Raw genomic sequence first — 19,783 nt, 5'->3', positions numbered from 1 at the left:
CCGCGCGGACGGGCCGCGACGGCGCGGCCCGTCCCGCTGGCAAGCTTCAATCCGGCACGCTGCAATGAAGAAGACGATGTCGATCCGGCTGGCGGCCCTGCGCCGCCGGTTGCGGCCGCTGTGGCCGTGGCTGCGCTGGGGCACGGCCGCCACGCTGGCGCTGCTGCTGGTGCTGGATTTCGCCTTCCCGCCGCCGCTGCCGAAGCAGCGCGATACCAGCACCCTGGTGGTGGCTGCCGACGGTACGCCGCTGCGTGCGTTCGCCGATGCCGAGGGCGTGTGGCGCTATCCGGCGTCGATCGACAGCGTCTCGCCGCTGTACCTGCAGGCGCTGCTGACCTACGAAGACCGCTGGTTCTGGCGCCATCCGGGTATCAACCCGCTGGCCATCCTGCGTGCCAGCGGCCAGCTGCTGCGCGGTGGTCGCATCGTTTCCGGCGGCTCGACCCTGACCATGCAGGTCGCGCGCATCCTCGACCCGCATATGCGCACGCCCTGGGGAAAGCTCAAGCAGATGCTGCGCGCGGTGCAGCTGGAAGTGCATCTGAGCAAGCAGCAGATCCTGGCCCTGTATCTGGAGCGCGCGCCCTACGGTGGCACCATCGAGGGCGTGGAAGCGGCCAGCTGGGCCTATCTGGGCAAGCCGGCGGCGCAGCTGTCACATGCCGAGGCCGCCTTGCTGGCGGTACTGCCACAGGCACCAAGCCGGCTGCGCCCGGACCGCCACCCGGAAGCCGCGCAGAAGGCGCGGGACAAGGTGCTGTCACGCATGGCCGAACTGGGCGCGTGGACGCCGGAGGAGGTCCAGGATGCGCGCATCGAGAACGTGGTGGCGCGCTCGCTGCGGCCTCCGCTGCACGCCGCACTGCTGGCGCAGCGCCTGCACTCGGCGCATCCGGGCCAGGCGCGTATCCAGAGCAGCATCGACATCGGCCTGCAGCGCACGCTGGAAGAACGTGTGGCCAGCTATTTCTCGACGCTGCCGGAGCGCACCTCGGCAGCCTTGCTGGTGGTCGACAACCAGACCCTGCAGGCGCGTGCCTACGTCGGTACGTTGTCCTTTGGTGACCGCCAGCGGCTCGGCCACGTCGACATGGTGCAGGCCTGGCGGTCGCCGGGCTCCACGCTCAAGCCGTTCCTGTATGCGATGGCGCTGGACGATGGCCTGATCCATTCGGAAAGCCTGCTGGTCGATGCGCCACAGAGTTTCGGCAGCTACCGGCCCGGCAACTTCGACATGGCCTTCAATGGGCCGATTGGTGCCTCCAGTGCATTGCGGCTGTCACTCAATGTGCCCTCGGTGGACCTGCTGCAGCGGGTCGGGGCCGCGCGCTTCGCCGCGCGCCTGTCGCACTCCGGCATCCAGCTGCGCTTCCCGCCGGGCAGCACGCCCAACCTCTCGCTGATTCTGGGCGGTACCGGTGCGCGGCTGGAAGATCTGGTCGGCGCGTTCGCGGCGCTGAACCGCAACGGCATTGCCGGACGCGTGCGCTACACCGATGACGAACCGATGATCGAGCGGCGACTGGCCTCGCCGGGCGCCAGCTGGATCGTGCGCGAAATGCTGGAATCGAACCCGCGCCCAGGCTACAGCGCTGGCACCTTCGATGTTGGCGGTCGCCCGCGCGTGGCCTGGAAGACCGGCACCAGTTACGGGTACCGCGATGCGTGGGCGATCGGCAGCACGCGCCACTACACCGTGGGCGTGTGGGTGGGCCGGCCGGACGGCACACCGCTACCGGGCCAGTACGGCGCGGTGACTGCGCTGCCGCTGATGTTCGAAGTGGTGGACAGCCTGCCGCGCCAGCGCGGCGATTCGGCTGCTGCACCGATGCCGGCAAGTGTCAGCCAGGAAGATATCTGCTGGCCCACCGGCGAACGCGCCGAAGGCCTGCCGACGGCGCTGTGCCAACGGCGGATGCCAGCCTATCTGCTGGACGGCGCGGCACCACCGACCTTCCCCGAGCGCGAGGCGCGGCGCTGGCAACCGGGCCGGCAGCGTTACCTGGCTGATGCGCACACCGGCCTGCGTGTATCGGCCGATTGCCGCAATCCACATGAGGAAGTAGCGCGCGAGATCGCGCGCTGGCCGGCGTTGTTGTCGCCGTGGCTGCCCAAGGCCACGCGCGCTGCCTCGCAGTTGCCGGCGTTGTCGCCGGATTGCCGCGACGACGGGCGTGAGGCCAGCGTGGCCCTGCACATCGATGGCCTCAATGATGGCGCCACGCTGGCGCGTGCACCCAATGCCGAACATGGCGTGCGCCTGCAGCTGCGCGCTGGGCAGCGAGCAGGCGGTGGACTGGCTGCTGGATGGCCGTTGGATCGCGCAGACCCGTGGCGCGCAGTTGATGCAGCGCGAGTTCGCCGATCCGGGCGCACACACTTTGACCGCGCTGGCGGCCGATGGCGCGTGGACGCAGGTGCGGTTCAACGTTCTCCGCTAGATGCCGGCCTTGGTCGGCGCGCGGTCCAACGCCAACGACACCGCCGTGCTCTGGTAGGTGCCAACCTTGGTTGGCACGCGATAAATGCGCCCACCAAGGTGGGCATCTACCAAGGCGTATGCGGGGCCGCTATTCCCCGATCCACCCATCCAGCAGGTCGGCGAACTCGTCGGCGTGCTCCTCTTCCTGCGCCAGTATCTCTTCAAGGATGCGCTTGGTGGTGGTATCGCGGTCGCCGATGAAGTTGATCATCTCGCGGTAGCTGTCGATGGCGATGCGTTCGGCCACCAGATTCTCGCGGACCATGTCGCGCAGGTCGCTGCCTTCCTTGTACTCGGCGTGCGAGCGTGCGGTCAGTGTATCGGGGTTGAAGTCCGGCTCACCGCCGAGCTGGACGATGCGCTCGGCCAGCTTGCCGGCGTGCGCCTGTTCCTGCTGTGCATGTTCGAGGAATTCGGCTTTCACCGCGTCGGCCAGCATGCCCTTGGCCATGAAGTAGTGCCGGTAGTAGCGCAGCACGCATACGTACTCGGTGGCCAACGCATCGTTGAGCAGCTTGATCACGACCTTGCGGTCGGCGCTGTAGCTGTCGGTGATCGCACCGTCTTCGATATTGCGACGGGCGCGTTCGCGCAGGGTCTTGCGGTCACTGATGCCGGGCACCTTTGCGGCAGGCTTTGCGGCTTTGGCTGGCTTGGTGGACATGGCTGGCCGTTTCCTCTTGCGGTGGAAGATCAGGTTGGCAGGTGCTCCAGCACGTATTCGGCCGAAGACACTTCGAACTGGCCGGGCTGCTCGATCCAGGCCGCACGCACCACGCCATCCACCACGTACAGGGCGAAACGGCGTGAGCGGATGCCCATGCCCGAGGCGCTGGCGTCGAGCTCCAGGCCGAGCGCACGGGTCAGTTCGGCATTGCCGTCGGACAGCATCAGCAGGCCGTCGGGCACGCTCTGGTCGGCGGCCCAGGCCTTCATCACGAACGGGTCGTTGACCGCCATGCAGTAGACATCGATGCCGCGCTGGCGGAACGCCTGGAATTTCTCGACGTAGCCGGGCAGGTGGCGCGCCGAGCAGGTCGGGGTGAACGCGCCGGGCACGGCAAACAGCACCACCTTGCGTGCGTCGAACAGCGAATGCGTATCGAGCGTTTCGATGCCCTCGCGGATGCGCTTGAGGGTCACTTCCGGAATGCGGTCGCCGACATGGATGGTCATGGGAAACTCCTTGCAGGGGCAGGCTAGTGGGCCAGATGGGACAGACGCGTCAAGACATTGGAAACCCGGTGTGCAGGCCCCATCTTCAGGCTTTGTGGCAGGGGCTTCCAGCCACAGCGTGGGGCATGGGGATGGCAGCCGCATTGCGCAGGATCAGTCGGCCTCACCGGGGCCGCACGAGGGGCGGCGTAGCATCGCCGACGCGTAGAATGAACCCGGGGCGGCGCCACCGGCGCGGCCGAAGCGAATCGAGGTAGCTGGATGGAATTCAAGGATTACTACGCCACCCTGGGGGTGGAACCGAGCGCGGGCGAGGCGGAGATCAAGACCGCCTACCGCCGGCTGGCACGCAAGTACCACCCGGACGTCAGCAAGGAGGCCGGGGCCGAAGACAAGTTCAAGGCGGTCAACGAGGCCTACGAGGCGCTGCGCGATCCGGAAAAGCGCGCGGCCTACGACCAGCTGCGCGCGCAGGGCTATCGCCCGGGCGAGGAGTTCAACGTGCCGCCGAACTACGGTGGCGCTGGTGGTTTCAATTTCGAGGAGGTGTTCGGCGGAGGTGGCCCCAATGGCGGCTTCAGCGACTTCTTCGAGAGCCTGTTCGCGCGCCAGCGTGGCGGTGGTGGCGCTGGTCCGGGGCCGGGCTTCAGCAGCCAGGGCCACGCGCCGAACCGCGACACCCGCGCCAAGCTGTCGGTTCCGCTGGAAGCGGCCTACAGCGGCGACAGCCTGCGCATCACCGTCAACGGCAAGCAGCTGGACGTGCGCGTGCCCAAGGGCATCCGCCCAGGCCAGGTGATCCGGCTGGCCGGGCAGGGCAACCATGGCGGCAACCTGCTGCTGGAAGTGGAGTACGCCGCCCACCCGCAGTTCGAGGTCGATGGCCGCAACATCCTCTATACGCTGCCGGTGACCCCGTGGCAGGCCGCGCTTGGCACCAGCCTGAGCGTCCCGACGCTGGGTGGTACGGTGGAACTGAAGATCCCGGCCGATTCCGATGCCGGCCGCAAGCTGCGCCTGCGTGGCCGTGGGCTGCCGGGCAATCCGGATGGCGACCAGATCGTCGAGATCGAGATCGTGGCCCCGGCCGCGACTGACGAGGCGCAGAAGAAGGCGTACCGGAACCTGGCCAAGGCCTTCGGCGAGACCATTTGAAGGTAGTGCCGGCCGCTGGCCGGCAACTTCATTGCCCGGGACGGTGATGCGTGGTTGCCGGCCAGCGGCCGGCACTACCGCGCGTGTCTCAGCCCTGCCCGGCGAACACCCGTTCCAGCACCTCGGACAGTTCGTCTTCCGAGAACGGCTTGGTGATGTAGGCCTTGGCGCCCTGGCGCATGCCCCACATGCGGTCGGTGTCCTGGTCCTTGGTGGTCACCAGGATCACCGGGATATGCCGGGTCGCCTCGTCGCGGGCGAGGGTGCGGGTGGCCTGGAAGCCATTGAGGTTGGGCATCACCACGTCCATCAGGACCAGGTCGGGCAGCTCGGCCTTGGCGGTTTCGACCCCGGCGGCGCCATCGGTGGCGGTCAGGATCTGGTGCCCGAGCTTCTCGACGATGCGCTGTATCCCCAACAGCTGCGACGGTGAGTCGTCGACGATCAGAATGCGTGCCATGTTGTTCCCCATGTAATGCCCGCAGTGTAGTGCGGGCCCATTACCGGCGGGAGGGGCGCGTCTGCCGTCCGTCGCCTGCCTGCGACGTTCAGTCGATCCGCACCACGGTGCGGCCCAGCGAACCGCCGGCCAGCATCCGCTCGAACACCGCCGGCAGGCCGTCCAGGCCGACTTCGGCGGTACAGATGCGGTCCAGGTGTTGCGGCTTCCACTCATTGCCCAGCCGCGCCCACACTTCTTCGCGCAGCCCGCGCGGTGCATTGGCCGAGGACACGCCCAGCAGTGACACGCCGCGCAGGATGAACGGCATCACCGTCATGTCCAGTTTCGGGCTGGCCGCGAGGCCGGCACTGACCACGCTGCCATAGGGCACGGTCTGCGCCAGCAGGCTGGCCAGCATGTCGCCTCCGGCATTGTCGAGGCCCCCGCCGAAGCGGGCCGATTGCAGTGGGCCGGTATCGGCCAACGCCGAGCGTGGCAGCACCTCGGCGGCACCGATGCCGCGCAGGAAGTCGGATTGCTCCGGCTTGCCACTGACCGCGTGCACCGTGTAGCCGGCACGACTGAAGATCGACAGCGCCAGCGCGCCGACACCGCCGCTGGCGCCGGTGACCGCCAACGGGCCGAGTTCCGGCACCTGCCGGTTGTCCTGCATGCGCAGCAGCGCCAGCGCCGCCGTGAAGCCGGCGGTGCCCAGCACCATCGCCTCGCGCGGGCTGAGCCCGGCCGGCTGGGCAATCACCGCACGCGACTCCAGCCGCACATACTGGCTGTAGCCGCCATCGCGGGTTTCGCTGAGGCCGCAGCCGGTGGCCAGCACCGCATCGCCTTCACGCCAGTCTGGATCGGTGCTGGCAACCACGGTGCCGGCCACGTCGATGCCCCCCACCAGCGGGAAACGGCGCAGGATCCTGCCCTTGCCGGTGCCGGCCAGGGCATCCTTGTAGTTGACCGAAGACCAGTGGGCGCGGATCAGTACCTGGCCGGGGTTGAGGTCGTCGACATTGAGCTGGGCCACGCCACTGCGGTAACCGGCGGCGTCGTTTTCGATGCGGAAGGCGGTGAACGGGGTGGTGGGGGCCATCGGCGTTGCCTGACTTCGAGGAAAACGCCACCTTACCCCGTTGCCCCCCTTTCGATCCTGCCGATCCGCCCCATCTTGTATGATCGGTGATGGTTTCACGGCTGGTGGTGCGGGAAGGGCCCGCGCCGCAGCCCAAATCTTGATGGAGCGTGCATGGCCTGGAATACACCCGGCGGCAACAAGGGCGGACAAGGCCCCGAGGACAATCGACGCGGGCCCTTCGGGTCGCGCGGCGGTGGCAATGGTGGTGGCTGGGGCGGACTGCCCGGGCCGCTGAAGGACCTGTTCGACGGCGGCATCATGCGTTGGGTGGTGGCAGCCGTGGTGTTGCTGGTGCTGTTCTCCAGCTTCCAGCTGATCGGCGAACAGCAGCGTGGCGTGGTGCTGCGCTTCGGCCAGTTCTCGCGCATCCTGCAGCCCGGCCCGAACTTCAAGCTGCCGTGGCCGATCGAATCGGTCACCAAGGTCAACGCCACCGAGATCAAGACCTTCTCGATCCAGGTGCCGGTGCTGACCCGCGACGAGAACATCGTCAACGTCTCGCTGAACGTCCAGTACCGCATCGACGACCCGCAGCAGTACCTGTTCGGCACGGTCGATGCCAACCAGGTGCTGGAGCAGTCGGCGCAGAGCGCGGTGCGCGAGGAAGTCGGCCGTGCCGACCTCAACGCGGTACTGAACAACCGTGGCCCGCTGGCCGTGGCCGCCGAGGAGCGCCTGCAGGCGCTGCTGAAGGCGTTCAAGACCGGCCTGACCGTGACCGGCCTGACCCTGCAGGACGCCCGTCCGCCGGAAGAAGTGAAGCCGGCCTTCGACGAGGTCAACGGTGCCCAGCAGGTCAAGGAACGCTTGATCAACGAAGCCCAGGCCTACGCCGCCAAGGTCGTGCCGGAAGCCCGAGGCCAGGCCTCGCGTGCCCGTACCACCGCCGAAGGCTACAAGCAGGCCGTGGTGTCCAAGGCCGAGGGTGACGCGCAGCGCTTCAGCCTGTTGCAGGCCCAGTACAAGGACGCCCCGGAAGTGACCCGCAAGCGCCTGTGGCTGGAGACCGTGCAGCAGGTGCTGAGCGAGAACCGCAAGGTGATCGGTGGCGATGGCCGCCAGCTGATCTACGTGCCGATGACCGGCGATACCCGTCCCACCACCTCGGCGCCGCCGGGAGTGACCAATCCGGAGGTGGTGATGCCGTCGCTGCCGGGTGCAGCGGCGGAAGCTTCCCGTGATCCGGGCCGGCCGGTGGGCCGCCCGACCGGGCGACCGAGCGGCCGTGAGGAGGGCAGCCGATGAAGAGTCCTATCTGGATTGCCGTGATCGTGGCGGTGGTGCTGGGCCTGCTTGGCTCGGTGTACGTGGTCCGTGAGGACCAGACTGCCATGGTGCTGAACCTGGGCAAGGTGGTGCGTTCGGACATCAAGCCGGGCCTGCACTTCAAGGTGCCGGTGGTGGAAACGGTGAAGGTCTTCGACCGCCGCTTCCAGGTGCTCGACACCGCCCCGGCGCGTTACTTCACCGCCGAGCAGAAGGACGTCAGCGTCGACTTCTTCGCCATCGGCTACATCTCCAACGTGGGTGACTACTTCCGTGCCACCGGTGGCGATCCGCGCATCGCCAATGCCCGCCTGGCACCGATCATCACCGACTCGCTGCGCAACCAGATCAACTCGCGCACCCTGCAGCAGCTGGTCTCCGGCGACCGCAGCGAGCTGATCGCCGAGCAGCTGAAGGGGATCAACGAAGCGGTGGCCGGCCTCGGCATGCAGATGATCGACCTGCGCATCAAGCAGGTGGACCTGCCGACCGACAGCCAGGTGATCAATGACGTGTACGAGCGCATGCGCGCCCAGCGCAAGCAGGAAGCGGCCAAGCTGCGTGCGGAGGGCGAGGAGCAGTCGCTGACCATCCGCGCCCAGGCCGACCGTGACAGCACCGTGCTGATCGCTGAGGCCGAGCGTGATGCACAGCGCCTGCGCGGTGAAGGCGACGCCGATGCGGCGCGCATCTACGGCAAGGCCGGCTCGGCCGACCCGTCGTTCTATGCGTTCTACCGCAGCCTGGAGGCCTACCGTGGCTCCATGACCGACGGCAACGGCGTGATCGTGCTCGACAAGAACGACCCGTTCCTGCAGTACCTGAAGAACGACCGCTGAGGTCGCAGGGCAGTACCCCACGGGGCCCGGCCAGATGCCGGGCCCCGTGCTTTTTCCGGAGTCCCCCCATGAAAGATCTGTTCGCCGCCGTCTGCCTGGTGGCGGTGCTGGAAGGCCTGTTCCTGTTCGTCGCCCCGTTCGCCTGGAAGCGCATGGCCGAGCGCCTGCTGGACCTGCCCAGCCCAGCCCTGCGCAGCTTCGGCGGGCTGGTGCTGCTGGCCGGCCTGAGCCTGCTGTGGTGGGCGCGGCATTGAAAGGGTAGTGCCGGCCGCTGGCCGGCAACCTGGGATTGCCGGCCAGCGGCCGGCACTACCGGGAGGTGCCTGACCGGCCGGTACATGCGTGGCCCGGCTCTGGTAGCTGCCAACCTTGGTTGGCATTGCCGGCCAGCGGCCGGCACGACCGGGAGGTGCCTGACCGGCCGGTACATGCGTGGCCCGGCTCTGGTAGATGCCAACCTTGGTTGGCATTGCCGGCCAACGGCCGGCACGACCGGGCGGGGCGGCTGACCGGCCGGTGAAGCCGTCCGTCGGAAAGGTGGCACCCGACCCCGGAAACCCGGATAATGCACAAAAGCCGGACGGGCCTCCCCGTTCGGCTTTTTCCGTGTCTGGGCCTTCCATCGCCGGCTGCTCCCCGTTTGGAGCCGCCCTCCAGGTGCTGGCCAGCCCCGCCACGGTTCAACCGTCCGCGGCCCCGATGGCCGCAACATATGAGGAGCCCGTCATGGGTCAGTCTGTCGTAGTGTTGGGTGCCCAGTGGGGCGATGAAGGCAAGGGCAAGATCGTCGATCTGCTCACTGAGGAAATCGGCGCCGTCGTGCGCTTCCAGGGCGGCCACAATGCCGGCCACACCCTGGTCATCAACGGTAAGAAGACCGTCCTGCACCTGATCCCGTCGGGCATCCTGCGTGACGATGCGCTGTGCCTGATCGGCAACGGCGTGGTGATCTCGCCGGCCGCGCTGCAGAAGGAAATCGCCGAGCTGGAAGCCTCCGGCGTGGAAGTGCGTTCGCGCCTGAAGATCTCCCCGGCCGCGCCGCTGATCATGCCGTACCACATCGCCCTGGACCAGGCGCGCGAGCGCTGCCGGCGGCAAGGCGATCGGCACCACCGGCCGTGGCATCGGCCCGGCCTACGAAGACAAGGTGGCGCGTCGCGGCATCCGCATCGCCGACCTGCATTACCCGAAGCAGCTGGAAGAACTGCTGCGCACCGCGCTGGATTACCACAACTTCGTGCTGACCAAGTATCTGAACACCGATGCGGTCGATTTCCAGAAGACCTTCGACGAAGCGCTGGCCTTCGGCGAATACGTGCAGCCGATGAAGTCCGACGTGGCCGGCATCCTGCACGACCTGCGCAAGCAGGGTAAGCGCGTGCTGTTCGAAGGCGCGCAGGGTGCGCTGCTGGACATCGACCACGGCACCTACCCGTACGTCACCAGCTCCAACACCACCGTCGGTGGTGCATTGGCCGGTTCCGGCGTCGGCGCCGATTCGATCGACTACGTGCTGGGCATCGCCAAGGCCTACGCCACCCGCGTCGGCGGCGGCCCGTTCCCGACCGAACTGGACGACGAAGTCGGCCAGGGCATCCGTGACCGCGGCGCCGAGTACGGTGCCTCGACCGGCCGTCCGCGTCGCTGCGGCTGGATGGACATCGTCGCGCTGAAGCGCGCCGTGGCCATCAACGGCATCAGCGGCCTGTGCATCACCAAGCTGGACGTGCTGGATGGCATGGAAAAGCTGAAGGTCTGCATCGCCTACGAATACAACGGCAAGCGCACCGAGTACGCGCCGCTGGACGCGCAGGGCTGGGAAGACTGCACCCCGGTGTACCTGGAGTTCCCGGGCTGGAGCGAGAACACCCACGGCATCACCAACTGGGACGACCTGCCGCCGGCCGCACGTGCCTACCTGCGTTCGCTGGAAGAGCTGGCCGGTTGCCCGATCAGCATCGTCTCCACCGGCCCGGACCGCGACCACACCATGGTCCTGCAGGATCCGTTCGCCTGAGGTAGCGCCGGGCGCTGCCCGGCGTAGGTGACAGGAAGAGCCCCGCGAAAGCGGGGCTTTTTCGTTACTGTGTCGGCACGGCCAGCAGGGAGGTGACGTGATGACCCGGATGTCAGCGTGAAGGGCGTAACGGTGGTGCGGATCACCCTGTGGGTGCTGTGGAGCCTGTGGGCGCTTGCCTGCGCGGTGCTGGTGCTGGGCGCGATCGCCAACCACATGGCCTCACGCACGCAGGTGCTGCCTCTGGTGCTGAGCCCGGGTGCGACGGCCGAGGTCACGGTCTACCGCTTCATCGATGACCAATTGCGACTGCGCCTGCGTTACGCGGATGACGGTACTTCCACGGCGATCGATCCTGAGGTGCGCCTGCGCGTGGAAACCCCGACAGATCAGACCGACTTCCGCGCCGAAACGCGTTCGGGCGTGCCGGGTTCCGGCATCACCCGCGCGCTGGAATCGGTTGTGCCTGCTGGATTTGCCGCCTCGTACTTCGGTTATGGCCGGGGGGATGCGCTGCCGCGCGGGCGTTCGTGGCTGCGGGTGACCGTTCTGGAGGTCGAGCCCGCGCTGGCGGGGCGCGTCGCCTCGGTGGAACTGCTGCCACCGATGGACGTACTGAAGCTGACCGACCTGGACTACGCGTGGCTGTGGCCGTTCTTCTTCTGGAAGGTGGCGGCGTTGTTCCTGCTGATTCCGGGCGCTGCGCTGGTGGTATTCACCATCACCTTGCGGCACTGGCAGCGTCGGGCGTCGAAGCCGCCTGTTTCAACAGCGGATACGGATTGATCGACTCTCCCTTCCACCACTGTCTTTCCGGGCCCAGCAGGTGCACTTCAAAGTGCAGGTGCGGGGCCTCGGCGCTGGCGTTACCGGTGCTGCCCACGTAACCGATCACCTCTCCGCGCTTGATCACCTGCTTCTCCGCCAGGCCATCGGCGTAGCGCTGCAGATGCGCGTAGTAGTAGCACCAGCGTCCGCTGGGCTCGAACTGGTAAATCGTCAAGCCGCCGCGCTCGCTGTCGAACAGTTTTTCCACCGTTCCATCGGCCACCGCCAGCACCGGCGTACCGGTATCGGCCATGATGTCGATGGCATCGTGCACGCGACCCTCGCTGCGTGCATCGGTGAACGTATCGCGCAGCTGGGACGCATGGATACCCTGCACCGGCAGCAGCAGACCGGACGGTGCATCCGCAGTCTGCGCGGCCGACGGCGCGGTGTTGGCGGGTGGGGCTGTTGCGGGTGTCGCTACAGATTCCTTCGCCGGCGCCGCTGCCAGTGCCGATTGCGCTTGCGGCAGCGGGGCGGGTACCGGATCACCCGCATCGCGGTGCAGCCACCAGCCTGCACCCAGCCCCAGCAGAACGCCCAGCACGATCAGTTGCGAAAGGCGCATCGGCTCACTCCTGCATCACCACGGGTACCGAGGTATCCACGGCATCGGCCACGCGCAGCGCATCCCAGTTGGTCATGCGCACGCAGCCATGCGATTCGGTCTTGCCCACATGGCCGGGTTCGGGCGTGCCATGCAGGCCGTAATGCGGCTTGGACAGATCGATCCAGACCCGCCCGACCGGATTGTTCGGGCCCGGTGGCAGGGTGGCCTTCTTTTCGCCCCTGCGGGCATCCCAGAACAGTTTCGGGTTGTAGTGGAACGGCGGGTCGCGGTAAACGCCCAGGATCTTCCATTCGCCGATCGGTAACGGGTCGTGCTGGCTGCCCGACGACACCGGCACCTGTGCGCTCACCTTGCCCTGCGCATCCAGCAGCTGCAGCGTGGAGTCGGATTTGTCGACCACGATCTTCGCCGCCTTTGGCAATGCGGCCAGTGCGATGTTGGGTACCTGGATGCGGCTGCCAGCCTTGGTCAGGTCCACGCCGGGATTGAGCGCCTTCATCAGCTCAGGGGAGGCATGGAAGCGCTCGCCGAGGGCTTCTTCCACACTGCCGTAGCCCAGCGATGTGAGCTTGGCCTGGGCGGCGGGCCCTTTCGGAGTGGCCTGGAACGGACCGGCGACATCCTCAGCAGTCAGCGTGTAGCTGGCCAGCGGCCCAACGGTATCGGCCTGCAGGGCCTTCCAGGTGGTGTCGTCCAGTTCGCCCGTTACGTCCAGCCCATGCGCTGCCTGGAAACCCGACACCGCGCGTCGCTGGTTGCTGCCCACTTCGCCGTCGATCTGGCCAGGGGAGAAGTTCGCGCGATCCAGCAGCACCTGGGCGTGCAGCGCGGAGTGGGGTGCGGTGTCCGGTCCGGCCGTTTCGGCAATGGGTGCGGGCAGGTGGGGCGGCGGCGCCTGCGCGAAGGCTGGCGACGCCAGCAGCGAGAGAGCGAGCAGGGTGGATCGGGACACGGGTAATGGCATTGGGATCTCCAGCAGGTCACGCCACCACCTTGCCCGCAGCAGCCGCCGAGCCACCGTGAAAGGGATCTGATGCCCGCATGAGCAGCCATGGGTATTGCAGCCGTGTCCAGCGCGCAGGTGCTGCTGCGCAGGGGGCTCACCAAGGTGAACGGTGGCCGACGCCGTCGACGGACGGCGATCAAGATTGCCTGCCGGGCCGCCGATAAGGGCGCATCCCCCCGTTTTGGATATCCCCATGAACTACTTGAGGAACGTCAGGGTTGCCTGGCGTCTTGGGCTGGGCTTTGGCCTGTTGCTGCTGCTGGTTGCCGCCGTGGTGGCCACCGGCGCCACCGCCAGTGTCGTGCAGAAGCGCGCGATGCAGCAGGTGGTCGACGTCAGCGTAGCCAAGGTGCGCCTGTTGTCGCAGATGCTCGATGCCAACAACCAGATGATGGTGGTGCGTCGCGAGATGCTGATCCGCCAGGGCGACGACCGTGGCCACGACGAGCAGCGCATCGCCGATCTGGTGAAGCGCTACGAGGCCAGCTGGACCGCCTATCAGGCGCTGCCCAGCGACGCCGACGGCAAGGCCATTGCCGAAACCATCGCCGCCAAGCGTGCCATTGCGCGCCCGCTCAACAAGCAGACCAGCGAACTGATGGAGCAGGGCGACTACCCGGGCGCCGTGGCGCTGACCCTGGGCCCGGTGCAGGAAGCCGCCAACGGCTGGAACAAGGCGCTGTCCGATGGCGTGGACTTCGAAGAGAAGGAAAGCCGTGAGGCGGCCGCCGAGGCGATCCGCCTGGGCGAGCGCAGCCTGCTGCAGCTGCTGGTGCTGGGCGGCGTCGCGCTGCTGGTGGGCATCGGTGCCTCGGTGATGATCGGCCGCAGCCTGACCGGCCCGTTGGCCCGCGCGGTGAACCTGGCCGAACGCCTGTCCAAGGGCCAGCTGGACCAGGAGTTCCGCCTTGGCGGCCGCGATGAACTGACCCAGCTGGGTGAAGCCATGGCCAGCGTGCGGCAGAGCGTGCAGGCGGCGATCGGCGCACAGCTGCAGATGGCCGAACAGCACGAGGCGGGTGCGATCCGCTACCGCATGGACGCCAGCGCTTTCCCCGGCGATTTCGGCCGCATGGTGCAGGCCACCAACAGCCTGGTCGAATCGCACGTGCAGGTGGAACTGCTGATGGCTGAAGTGATGCAGCGTTACGCCATCGGTGACCTCAGCCGCGACCTGCCGGACTACCCGGGCGAGAAGGGCACTCTGACCCGCACTCTGGCGGCAGTGAAGCAGAGCCTGATGGCGATCAACGCGCAGATCGATGCACTGGCCCGGGCCGCGCGCGCCGGTGATTTCAGCATGCGTGGCGATGCCGCTGCGTTCCAGTTCCAGTTCAAGGCGATGGTCGAGCATCTCAACGGCATGATGGCCAGTTCGCAGGCCAGCATCGCTGATGTCTCCGATGTGCTGCGTGCGATCTCGCACGGCGACCTGACTGCACGCATGGACGGCGAGTACGACGGTGTATTCGCCCGCATGCGTGACGACGCCAACACCACCACCGCGCAGCTGACCGGCATCGTGCGTGGCATCCAGGTGGCCGCCGACAGCATCAACAACGCGGCGCAGGAACTGGCTGCCGGCAACAACGACCTGTCGCGCCGCACCGAGCAGCAGGCCGCCAACCTGGAAGAAGCCGCCGCATCGATGGAGGAACTGACCTCGACTGTGCGCCAGAATGCCGAGCTCGCTCGTCAGGCCGACAGTGAAGCGCATGCCGCCGGTGCCGCCGTACGCGAAACCGAGCAGGCGATGGCGCAGATGGCGTCGGTGATGGGTGAGATCGATCAGTCCTCGGCACGCATCTCGGAAATCTCCACCGTGATCGACGGCATCGCGTTCCAGACCAACATCCTGGCGCTGAATGCTGCGGTTGAAGCCGCGCGTGCAGGTGAGCAGGGCCGTGGTTTTGCCGTGGTCGCCAGCGAGGTACGTACGCTCGCACAGCGTGCCGGTGTCGCCGCCAAGGAGATCAAGGAGCTGATCGAAGACGCTGCTGCCAAGGTGAAGAGTGGCCTGGCGGTGACCGTTGAATCGGAAGCCGCGATCGCCCGCGTGGCCCAGGCCAGCTCGCGCACCACGCAGCTGATGAGCGACATCGCAGCGGCCAGCAAGGAACAGGCCGCCGGTATCGAGCAGGTCAACCAGGTGGTGGTGCAGATGGACCAGGTGACCCAGCAGAACGCTGCGCTGGTGGAAGAAGCCACTGCCGCCAGCCGCGCGCTGGAGGAACAGGCGCATGCGCTGACCACGTCGGTGGCGGTGTTCAAGGTGGAGCAGGGCGCGCGCATGCCCATCGTGCCTGCGCAGGCGGCGTAAGCAACCTGCGACTGGATGTTGGATGACGCCCTGCATGCGATGCCCCGCATGCAGGGCACCGCATGCACGCAACCGGTCGGTGCCGCTGGCTAGCGGCCGCCCGCGGCGCGTTCGATCAGCCAGCCGGCTGCGTACAGCAACAGCAGTGTTGGCGGAACCAGTACTGCATACGCGGTCGACCAAGGTTTGCCGTACAGCAGGCTGCCTGCGCCGATGGCATCGAGTGCAGCAGACTGCAGGGTGATGGGGAGCGACATCAGGATATAGGCCCCCTTCGGGTCCGCGTCCGACTGCGCGCCGTGAACCAGCCATGCGGTCAACAGCAGGTAGACCACGCAAAGCGCAAGACCGGTCCAGCTCAGTAATCGCCGCATCTTCATCCGCATGCCTCCGTTCAACGGACGTCGAAGTGAGCCTGCAGAGGCAGGCTCACATTCCGCAGCAGATCCCTGACCACCACCTGCGCAGTCCACGTGCCTTTCGGATCACTGGCCTCGGCCACGAACTTCAGGTGCAGGTTGGTCATGTACAACAGGGTTGGCGGGCCGGGCAGGGCAGCGGTGAAACAGGGAACATCGCGTTCGTCGATGCTGGTAGTGCCGTCCGGGCGCAGCATGCGCAGATCGCAGTGCACCTTGGGTACGCGGTTCTCATCCAGTTGCGGGTTGGACAGGAATGTCAGCAGGAACAATTCACCGCCCGGGTGGACTTCGTCGGCCTGGGTAAAACCGGGAGTGGTCTCTGGCGGGGTCTCCCACTTGGCCTGCCAGTCGGCATCGGAGGTGACCAGCAGCGATGCCGCAAAGCCACCGCTGGATTTCATGGCATCGGTCTCCGGCATCGCCTTGCCTGCCCCGTTTATCCAGCCATCGTTGGCGGAACTGTTCAGTGGCAGCATCATGGCCATCATGGCCAGCGCGTAGGTCCATCGCATCAGAGGCTCTCCTTGGCAGCCGCGTCCCGCGGCAGAGCGGGCAGTATCGCTCAACCTTGACCGGGAAAGCAGCAGGAGAGCCGGAGCAGAGGTGCCGCTGCCTGCCGATGTGGGCGATGCTTGCCAGCAAAGGAGGTGACATGGGAATCGGGAGCGAGGAAAAGCCGGGCTGTGATTCAGCATCACCCACGCCGCAGCACGTGCTGATGCTGCCCGGGCTGGATGGCTCCGGCAGGCTGTCGATCCCGTTTCTGTCAGCACTCCAGGCTCATGGGCTGACGACGCAGGCGATTACGCTGCCTGCGCAGGGAGGGCAGGATCACGCCACGCTGGCCCAACGGCTGTGGTCGCAGCTGCCCGGCCATCCCTTCATCCTGCTTGCCGAGTCCTTCTCGGGCCCGTTGGCGGTTGAACTGGCCACGCGACAGCCCGCCGGGCTGCGCGGACTGGTGCTTGCCGCGACCTTTGCGCGTCGGCCGGTGCCATTGCCGGCAGCCAGCGCAGCCCTGCTGACGCCGGCCTGGCCTCTGCCTCCCGTGGCGTTGCTGGCGCGCCTGCTGCTGGGGCGGTGGCGCACCCGCGAGCACCTGTCGATGCTGCGCGATGTGCTGGCCCGGATTCCGGCGGCCACATTGCGGCAACGCGCCGCAGCGACCCTGCGCGTCGACGTACGCGCATTGCTGCCGGCAATCGACGTGCCGACGCTGTGCCTGCACGCGTGCCATGACCGCCTGCTGTGGCCGCCCAGTGTGGCAGAACTGCAGGCCCTTTTGCCGGATGCCCGGCATGTTTCGCTGGAAGGACCGCATCTGCTGCTGCAGGCACGCGCTGACGCAGCCGCAGCCGAAGTTGCCGCGTGGATGAGGACGCTGTCGCCCTGATCGAAGGACTCAGCCGCGCGCGCGGGTACGCGCGGCCTTCTTCGCCGCCACCTTGCGCACGGTCTTCTTCGCCGCACGTGTCTTCGCCGCCTTCTTCGCTGCAGCACTGCGCGAGGCGGCTGTACCGGCCTTCTTCGCCGCTGTCTTCTCTGCGGTTTTCTTTGTGGCTGTCTTGCGAGCCGGTGCCTTCTTTGCCGCCGCCTTCCTGGCTGTCGTCTTCTTCGCAGGTGCCTTCTTCGCCGCCGTCGCCTTGGTCGTGGCCTTCTTTGTGCCCGACTTTCTGGCAGGCGCCTTCTTGGCCGCCTTCTTGGTGGTCGCCTTCTTCGTACCCTTGCGCGCGCTGCCGCTACGCTTGCCACCACCATCCTGCTTGTTCACGGTCGCCCAGGCAATGCGCTCGGCCGTGCCTTCGCTGGCACCGCGCTCGCGCTCGCTTTCCTCGATGTGCTCGGCCTGGCGCTTCTGTTTATCGGAGTATGCGGATTTGTCACCACGGGGCATGACAGTTCTCCTGTTGTTGTAGTCAGGCCAGCAGGCGCAGCTTGGGTTCGCGTGCCCACTGGCGGGTGGCGGCCGTCGCCAGGAATGCCTTGGCGTCTTCCGCTTCGACGATGCCGGCGTCGTTGCCGACCCTTGCCGCCTTCAGCAGCGTCTGGCCGCCCGCATCGCTGGCGATGGCCTTCAGGTGCGCCCACGCCTGGCTGACGAACTCAAGGGCAGCGCTCTCTTTCGACAACGCCTTTGATGCCTCTACGCTCAGCACCACGGCCACCGCATCGAACACGGCCGATGGCGTGCCGGCCAGTTGCCCATCGGCGGCCTGTACGCTGCCGTCACTGAGCGTGGCGCCTCCCACTTTTGGTGCGACCAGCTTCACGTCTGCACCTGCTTTCCTGGCTGCTTTGCTCAGGCTGGCAATGATGCGAGCCTCGGAGCCTTCATCGAAAAGGATGCCGATGCAGCGACCCTGCAGGGTAGGCTTGTTGCGCCCGATCACGCGTACCTCGGGAGCGGGGGGCATGTCCCGCACCGGGGTGCCAGTCGGCGCGGGGGCGGGGAGTGCAGCCAACGCCAACCCGTCGGCCACGCGCTGTGCCAGTGAGTCGTCGATATTGCGCAGGTGGCTGACGGTACGCACCCGCACCTTCAGCGTTTCCACCTTGGACAACTCGAACACCAGCGCCGATGCCAGATGGGCCTGTTCCGGCTTTTCAAGGCTGCGGAAGAACATGCGCGCCTGGCTGTAGTGGTCGGCGAAGCTCTCCGCGCGGGTCCGCCCCTTGCGACCGTCGTCCGCGGTGGCGTGGCTACGGAAGCCGCTCGGGGTCTCGCGTGGTGTGTCGTCCTGCAGCGAGCTGGGATCGTAGGCCACCCGGCCCTTGGGAACCTGCATCTGCATGTGGCCGTCGCGCTGATGATTGGCAAACGGGCACTTGGGCGCATTCACCGGGATCTGGTGGAAGTTCGGGCCGCCCAGGCGCAGCAGCTGGGTGTCCAGGTAGGAGAACAGGCGCCCCTGCAGCAGCGGGTCGTTGCTGAAGTCGATGCCCGGTGGCACGTTGGCCGGGCAGAAAGCCACCTGCTCGGTCTCGGCGAAGAAGTTGTCCGGCCAGCGGTCCAGCACCATGCGCCCGATGACCTGCAACGGCACCAGCGATTCGGGAATGATCTTGGTCGGGTCCAGATGATCGAACGGGAATGCGTCGGCGTCTTCTTCGGTGAACAACTGCACCGCCAGTTCCCATTCCGGGAAGTCGCCGCGCTGGATGGCCTCGAACAGGTCGCGGCGATGGAAGTCATTGTCGGCCGACTGCAGCTTCAGCGCTTCGTCCCAGACCGTGGACTGGATACCCAGCTTGGGCCGCCAGTGGAACTTGACGAACGTTGACTCGCCGGCCTCGTTCAGCAGGCGGAAGCTGTGCACACCGAAGCCTTCGATCATCCGCAGCGAACGCGGTATGGCGCGGTCGCTCATCGCCCACATGATCATGTGCATCGATTCGGGCATCAGCGAAATGAAGTCCCAGAACGTGTCATGGGCCGATGCGGCCTGCGGGAAGGCACGGTCCGGTTCCATCTTCACCGCGTGCACCAGGTCCGGGAATTTCATGGCGTCCTGGATGAAGAACACCGGGATGTTGTTGCCGACCAGGTCCCAGTTGCCCTCCCTGGTATAGAACTTCACCGCGAAGCCGCGCACGTCGCGCGGGGTGTCCACCGAACCTGCGCCACCGGCCACGGTCGAGAAGCGGGTGAACACGGGTGTCTTCACGCCAACCTCGGTCAGGATGCGCGCGGGTATGCGCTTTCAGCGATCGGGTCAATTCGAAGTAGCCATGTGCTGCGCTGCCACGTGCGTGCACGATGCGCTCGGGAATGCGTTCGTGATCGAAGTGGGTGATCTTCTCGCGCAGGATGAAGTCCTCCAGCAGCGTGGGCCCCCGGGTTCCCTGCCGCAGGGAGTTCTGGTTGTCCGCCACCGGGATGCCCTGATCGGTGGTCATCACCGGATGGCTGCCCCCGGCCTGCTGGTGCAGTTCATCACCGTTGCCCCGGTGTTGGTTTTCAGCGTGGGTGGTTGCGCGCTTGCCGGTCGGCTTGCTGGCGGCCATTGACGTTGGCTCCGGAGGATCTGAAGAGAACCACGACACTGGAACCGAGCCCGTTAAACCGAGGTCCGGCAAAGGTGAACGTACAGGCAAAAGCAGGCTCGGGTATG

General features: G+C 66.9%; 16 protein-coding genes and 3 pseudogenes. 9 read left to right on the top strand and 10 right to left on the bottom strand.

Features of this window, described 5'->3' with window-relative positions; genetic code table 11:
• The first annotated feature begins 76 nt into the window (after window positions 1-76).
• Window positions 77-2,444 (top strand): annotated as a pseudogene (gene pbpC, locus ACZK2V_RS17225) (penicillin-binding protein 1C).
• A gap of 129 nt (window positions 2,445-2,573) precedes the next feature.
• On the opposite strand, the gene ACZK2V_RS17220 reads toward pbpC, so the two are convergent.
• Window positions 2,574-3,149, bottom strand: a complete 576-nt coding sequence (locus ACZK2V_RS17220) for a ferritin-like domain-containing protein (RefSeq protein WP_049421227.1) — start codon at window positions 3,147-3,149, stop codon at window positions 2,574-2,576.
• A gap of 29 nt (window positions 3,150-3,178) precedes the next feature.
• Window positions 3,179-3,661, bottom strand: coding sequence for a peroxiredoxin (locus ACZK2V_RS17215; protein ID WP_032127816.1), 483 nt, complete (start codon window positions 3,659-3,661; stop codon window positions 3,179-3,181).
• A 261-nt stretch (window positions 3,662-3,922) separates the two neighbouring features.
• Between ACZK2V_RS17215 and ACZK2V_RS17210 the strand changes: the two genes are divergently transcribed.
• Window positions 3,923-4,816, top strand: a complete 894-nt coding sequence (locus ACZK2V_RS17210; RefSeq protein WP_049421228.1) for a DnaJ C-terminal domain-containing protein — start codon at window positions 3,923-3,925, stop codon at window positions 4,814-4,816.
• 88 nt (window positions 4,817-4,904) lie between these two features.
• Here the strand turns inward: ACZK2V_RS17210 and pilH are convergent, their stop codons facing one another.
• Together pilH and ACZK2V_RS17200 are read right to left on the bottom strand one after the other, a co-directional pair.
• Window positions 4,905-5,276, bottom strand: coding sequence for a twitching motility response regulator PilH (gene pilH / locus ACZK2V_RS17205; RefSeq protein ID WP_005410644.1), 372 nt, complete (start codon window positions 5,274-5,276; stop codon window positions 4,905-4,907).
• Window positions 5,277-5,364: 88 nt separating this feature from the next.
• Entirely contained in the window at window positions 5,365-6,360 is a 996-nt protein-coding gene (locus tag ACZK2V_RS17200; RefSeq protein WP_201117065.1) for a YhdH/YhfP family quinone oxidoreductase, read from the bottom strand.
• Between the two features lie 153 nt (window positions 6,361-6,513).
• Between ACZK2V_RS17200 and hflK the strand changes: the two genes are divergently transcribed.
• The 5 genes and pseudogenes from hflK (at window position 6,514) to ACZK2V_RS17175 (ending at window position 11,310) form a co-directional block, all read left to right on the top strand.
• The gene (hflK, locus tag ACZK2V_RS17195; RefSeq protein ID WP_049401370.1) at window positions 6,514-7,647 is read left to right on the top strand and encodes an FtsH protease activity modulator HflK; all 1,134 of its coding nucleotides are present in this window, start codon (window positions 6,514-6,516) and stop codon (window positions 7,645-7,647) included.
• The gene (gene hflC, locus ACZK2V_RS17190; protein WP_010482785.1) at window positions 7,644-8,507 is read left to right on the top strand and encodes a protease modulator HflC; all 864 of its coding nucleotides are present in this window, start codon (window positions 7,644-7,646) and stop codon (window positions 8,505-8,507) included. Before hflK ends, hflC begins: the two co-directional genes overlap by 4 nt.
• 68 nt (window positions 8,508-8,575) lie before the next feature.
• A complete protein-coding gene (locus ACZK2V_RS17185) occupies window positions 8,576-8,761 on the top strand; it encodes a DUF2065 domain-containing protein (protein ID WP_005410640.1) in 186 nt (61 codons plus the stop codon).
• Window positions 8,762-9,233: 472 nt separating this feature from the next.
• Window positions 9,234-10,524 (top strand): annotated as a pseudogene (locus ACZK2V_RS17180) (adenylosuccinate synthase).
• A 117-nt stretch (window positions 10,525-10,641) separates the two neighbouring features.
• Window positions 10,642-11,310, top strand: coding sequence for a hypothetical protein (locus ACZK2V_RS17175; protein ID WP_486322614.1), 669 nt, complete (start codon window positions 10,642-10,644; stop codon window positions 11,308-11,310).
• On the opposite strand, the gene ACZK2V_RS17170 is transcribed toward ACZK2V_RS17175, so the two are convergent.
• On the bottom strand, window positions 11,246-11,920 hold the full coding sequence (locus ACZK2V_RS17170; RefSeq protein WP_486322613.1) for a M23 family metallopeptidase: 675 nt from the start codon (window positions 11,918-11,920) through the stop codon (window positions 11,246-11,248). The two genes, ACZK2V_RS17175 and ACZK2V_RS17170, sit on opposite strands and share 65 nt — an antisense overlap.
• Before the next feature lie 4 nt (window positions 11,921-11,924).
• Window positions 11,925-12,887: a L,D-transpeptidase family protein gene (locus ACZK2V_RS17165; RefSeq protein WP_486322612.1), complete on the bottom strand. Its 963-nt coding sequence runs from the start codon at window positions 12,885-12,887 to the stop codon at window positions 11,925-11,927.
• Between the two features lie 235 nt (window positions 12,888-13,122).
• Here ACZK2V_RS17165 and ACZK2V_RS17160 point away from each other — a divergent pair, with 235 nt between their 5' ends.
• On the top strand, window positions 13,123-15,249 hold the full coding sequence (locus ACZK2V_RS17160) for a methyl-accepting chemotaxis protein (protein ID WP_486322611.1): 2,127 nt from the start codon (window positions 13,123-13,125) through the stop codon (window positions 15,247-15,249).
• An 89-nt stretch (window positions 15,250-15,338) separates the two neighbouring features.
• Here the strand turns inward: ACZK2V_RS17160 and ACZK2V_RS17155 are convergent, their stop codons facing one another.
• Window positions 15,339-15,629, bottom strand: a complete 291-nt coding sequence (locus ACZK2V_RS17155) for a hypothetical protein (RefSeq protein ID WP_044570698.1) — start codon at window positions 15,627-15,629, stop codon at window positions 15,339-15,341.
• 14 nt (window positions 15,630-15,643) lie between these two features.
• Window positions 15,644-16,183 (bottom strand): hypothetical protein, encoded by a 540-nt coding sequence (locus ACZK2V_RS17150; RefSeq protein WP_005414174.1) that lies wholly within the window; start codon window positions 16,181-16,183, stop codon window positions 15,644-15,646.
• Window positions 16,184-16,323: 140 nt separating this feature from the next.
• On the opposite strand from ACZK2V_RS17150, the gene ACZK2V_RS17145 reads away from it, so the two are divergent.
• A complete protein-coding gene (locus ACZK2V_RS17145; protein ID WP_154353151.1) occupies window positions 16,324-17,064 on the top strand; it encodes an alpha/beta fold hydrolase in 741 nt (246 codons plus the stop codon).
• A gap of 9 nt (window positions 17,065-17,073) precedes the next feature.
• Here ACZK2V_RS17145 and ACZK2V_RS17140 read toward each other — a convergent pair whose 3' ends face one another.
• Window positions 17,074-17,565, bottom strand: coding sequence for a hypothetical protein (locus ACZK2V_RS17140; RefSeq protein ID WP_049421237.1), 492 nt, complete (start codon window positions 17,563-17,565; stop codon window positions 17,074-17,076).
• 22 nt (window positions 17,566-17,587) lie between these two features.
• Window positions 17,588-19,676: pseudogene (locus tag ACZK2V_RS17135) on the bottom strand (catalase).
• Window positions 19,677-19,783 lie beyond the last annotated feature (107 nt).

Source organism: Stenotrophomonas sp. 93052_Sma, assembly GCF_056481145.1.
The sequence above is the reverse complement of the archived record's forward strand: the minus strand, read 5'-3'. Positions and strand labels throughout refer to the sequence as shown.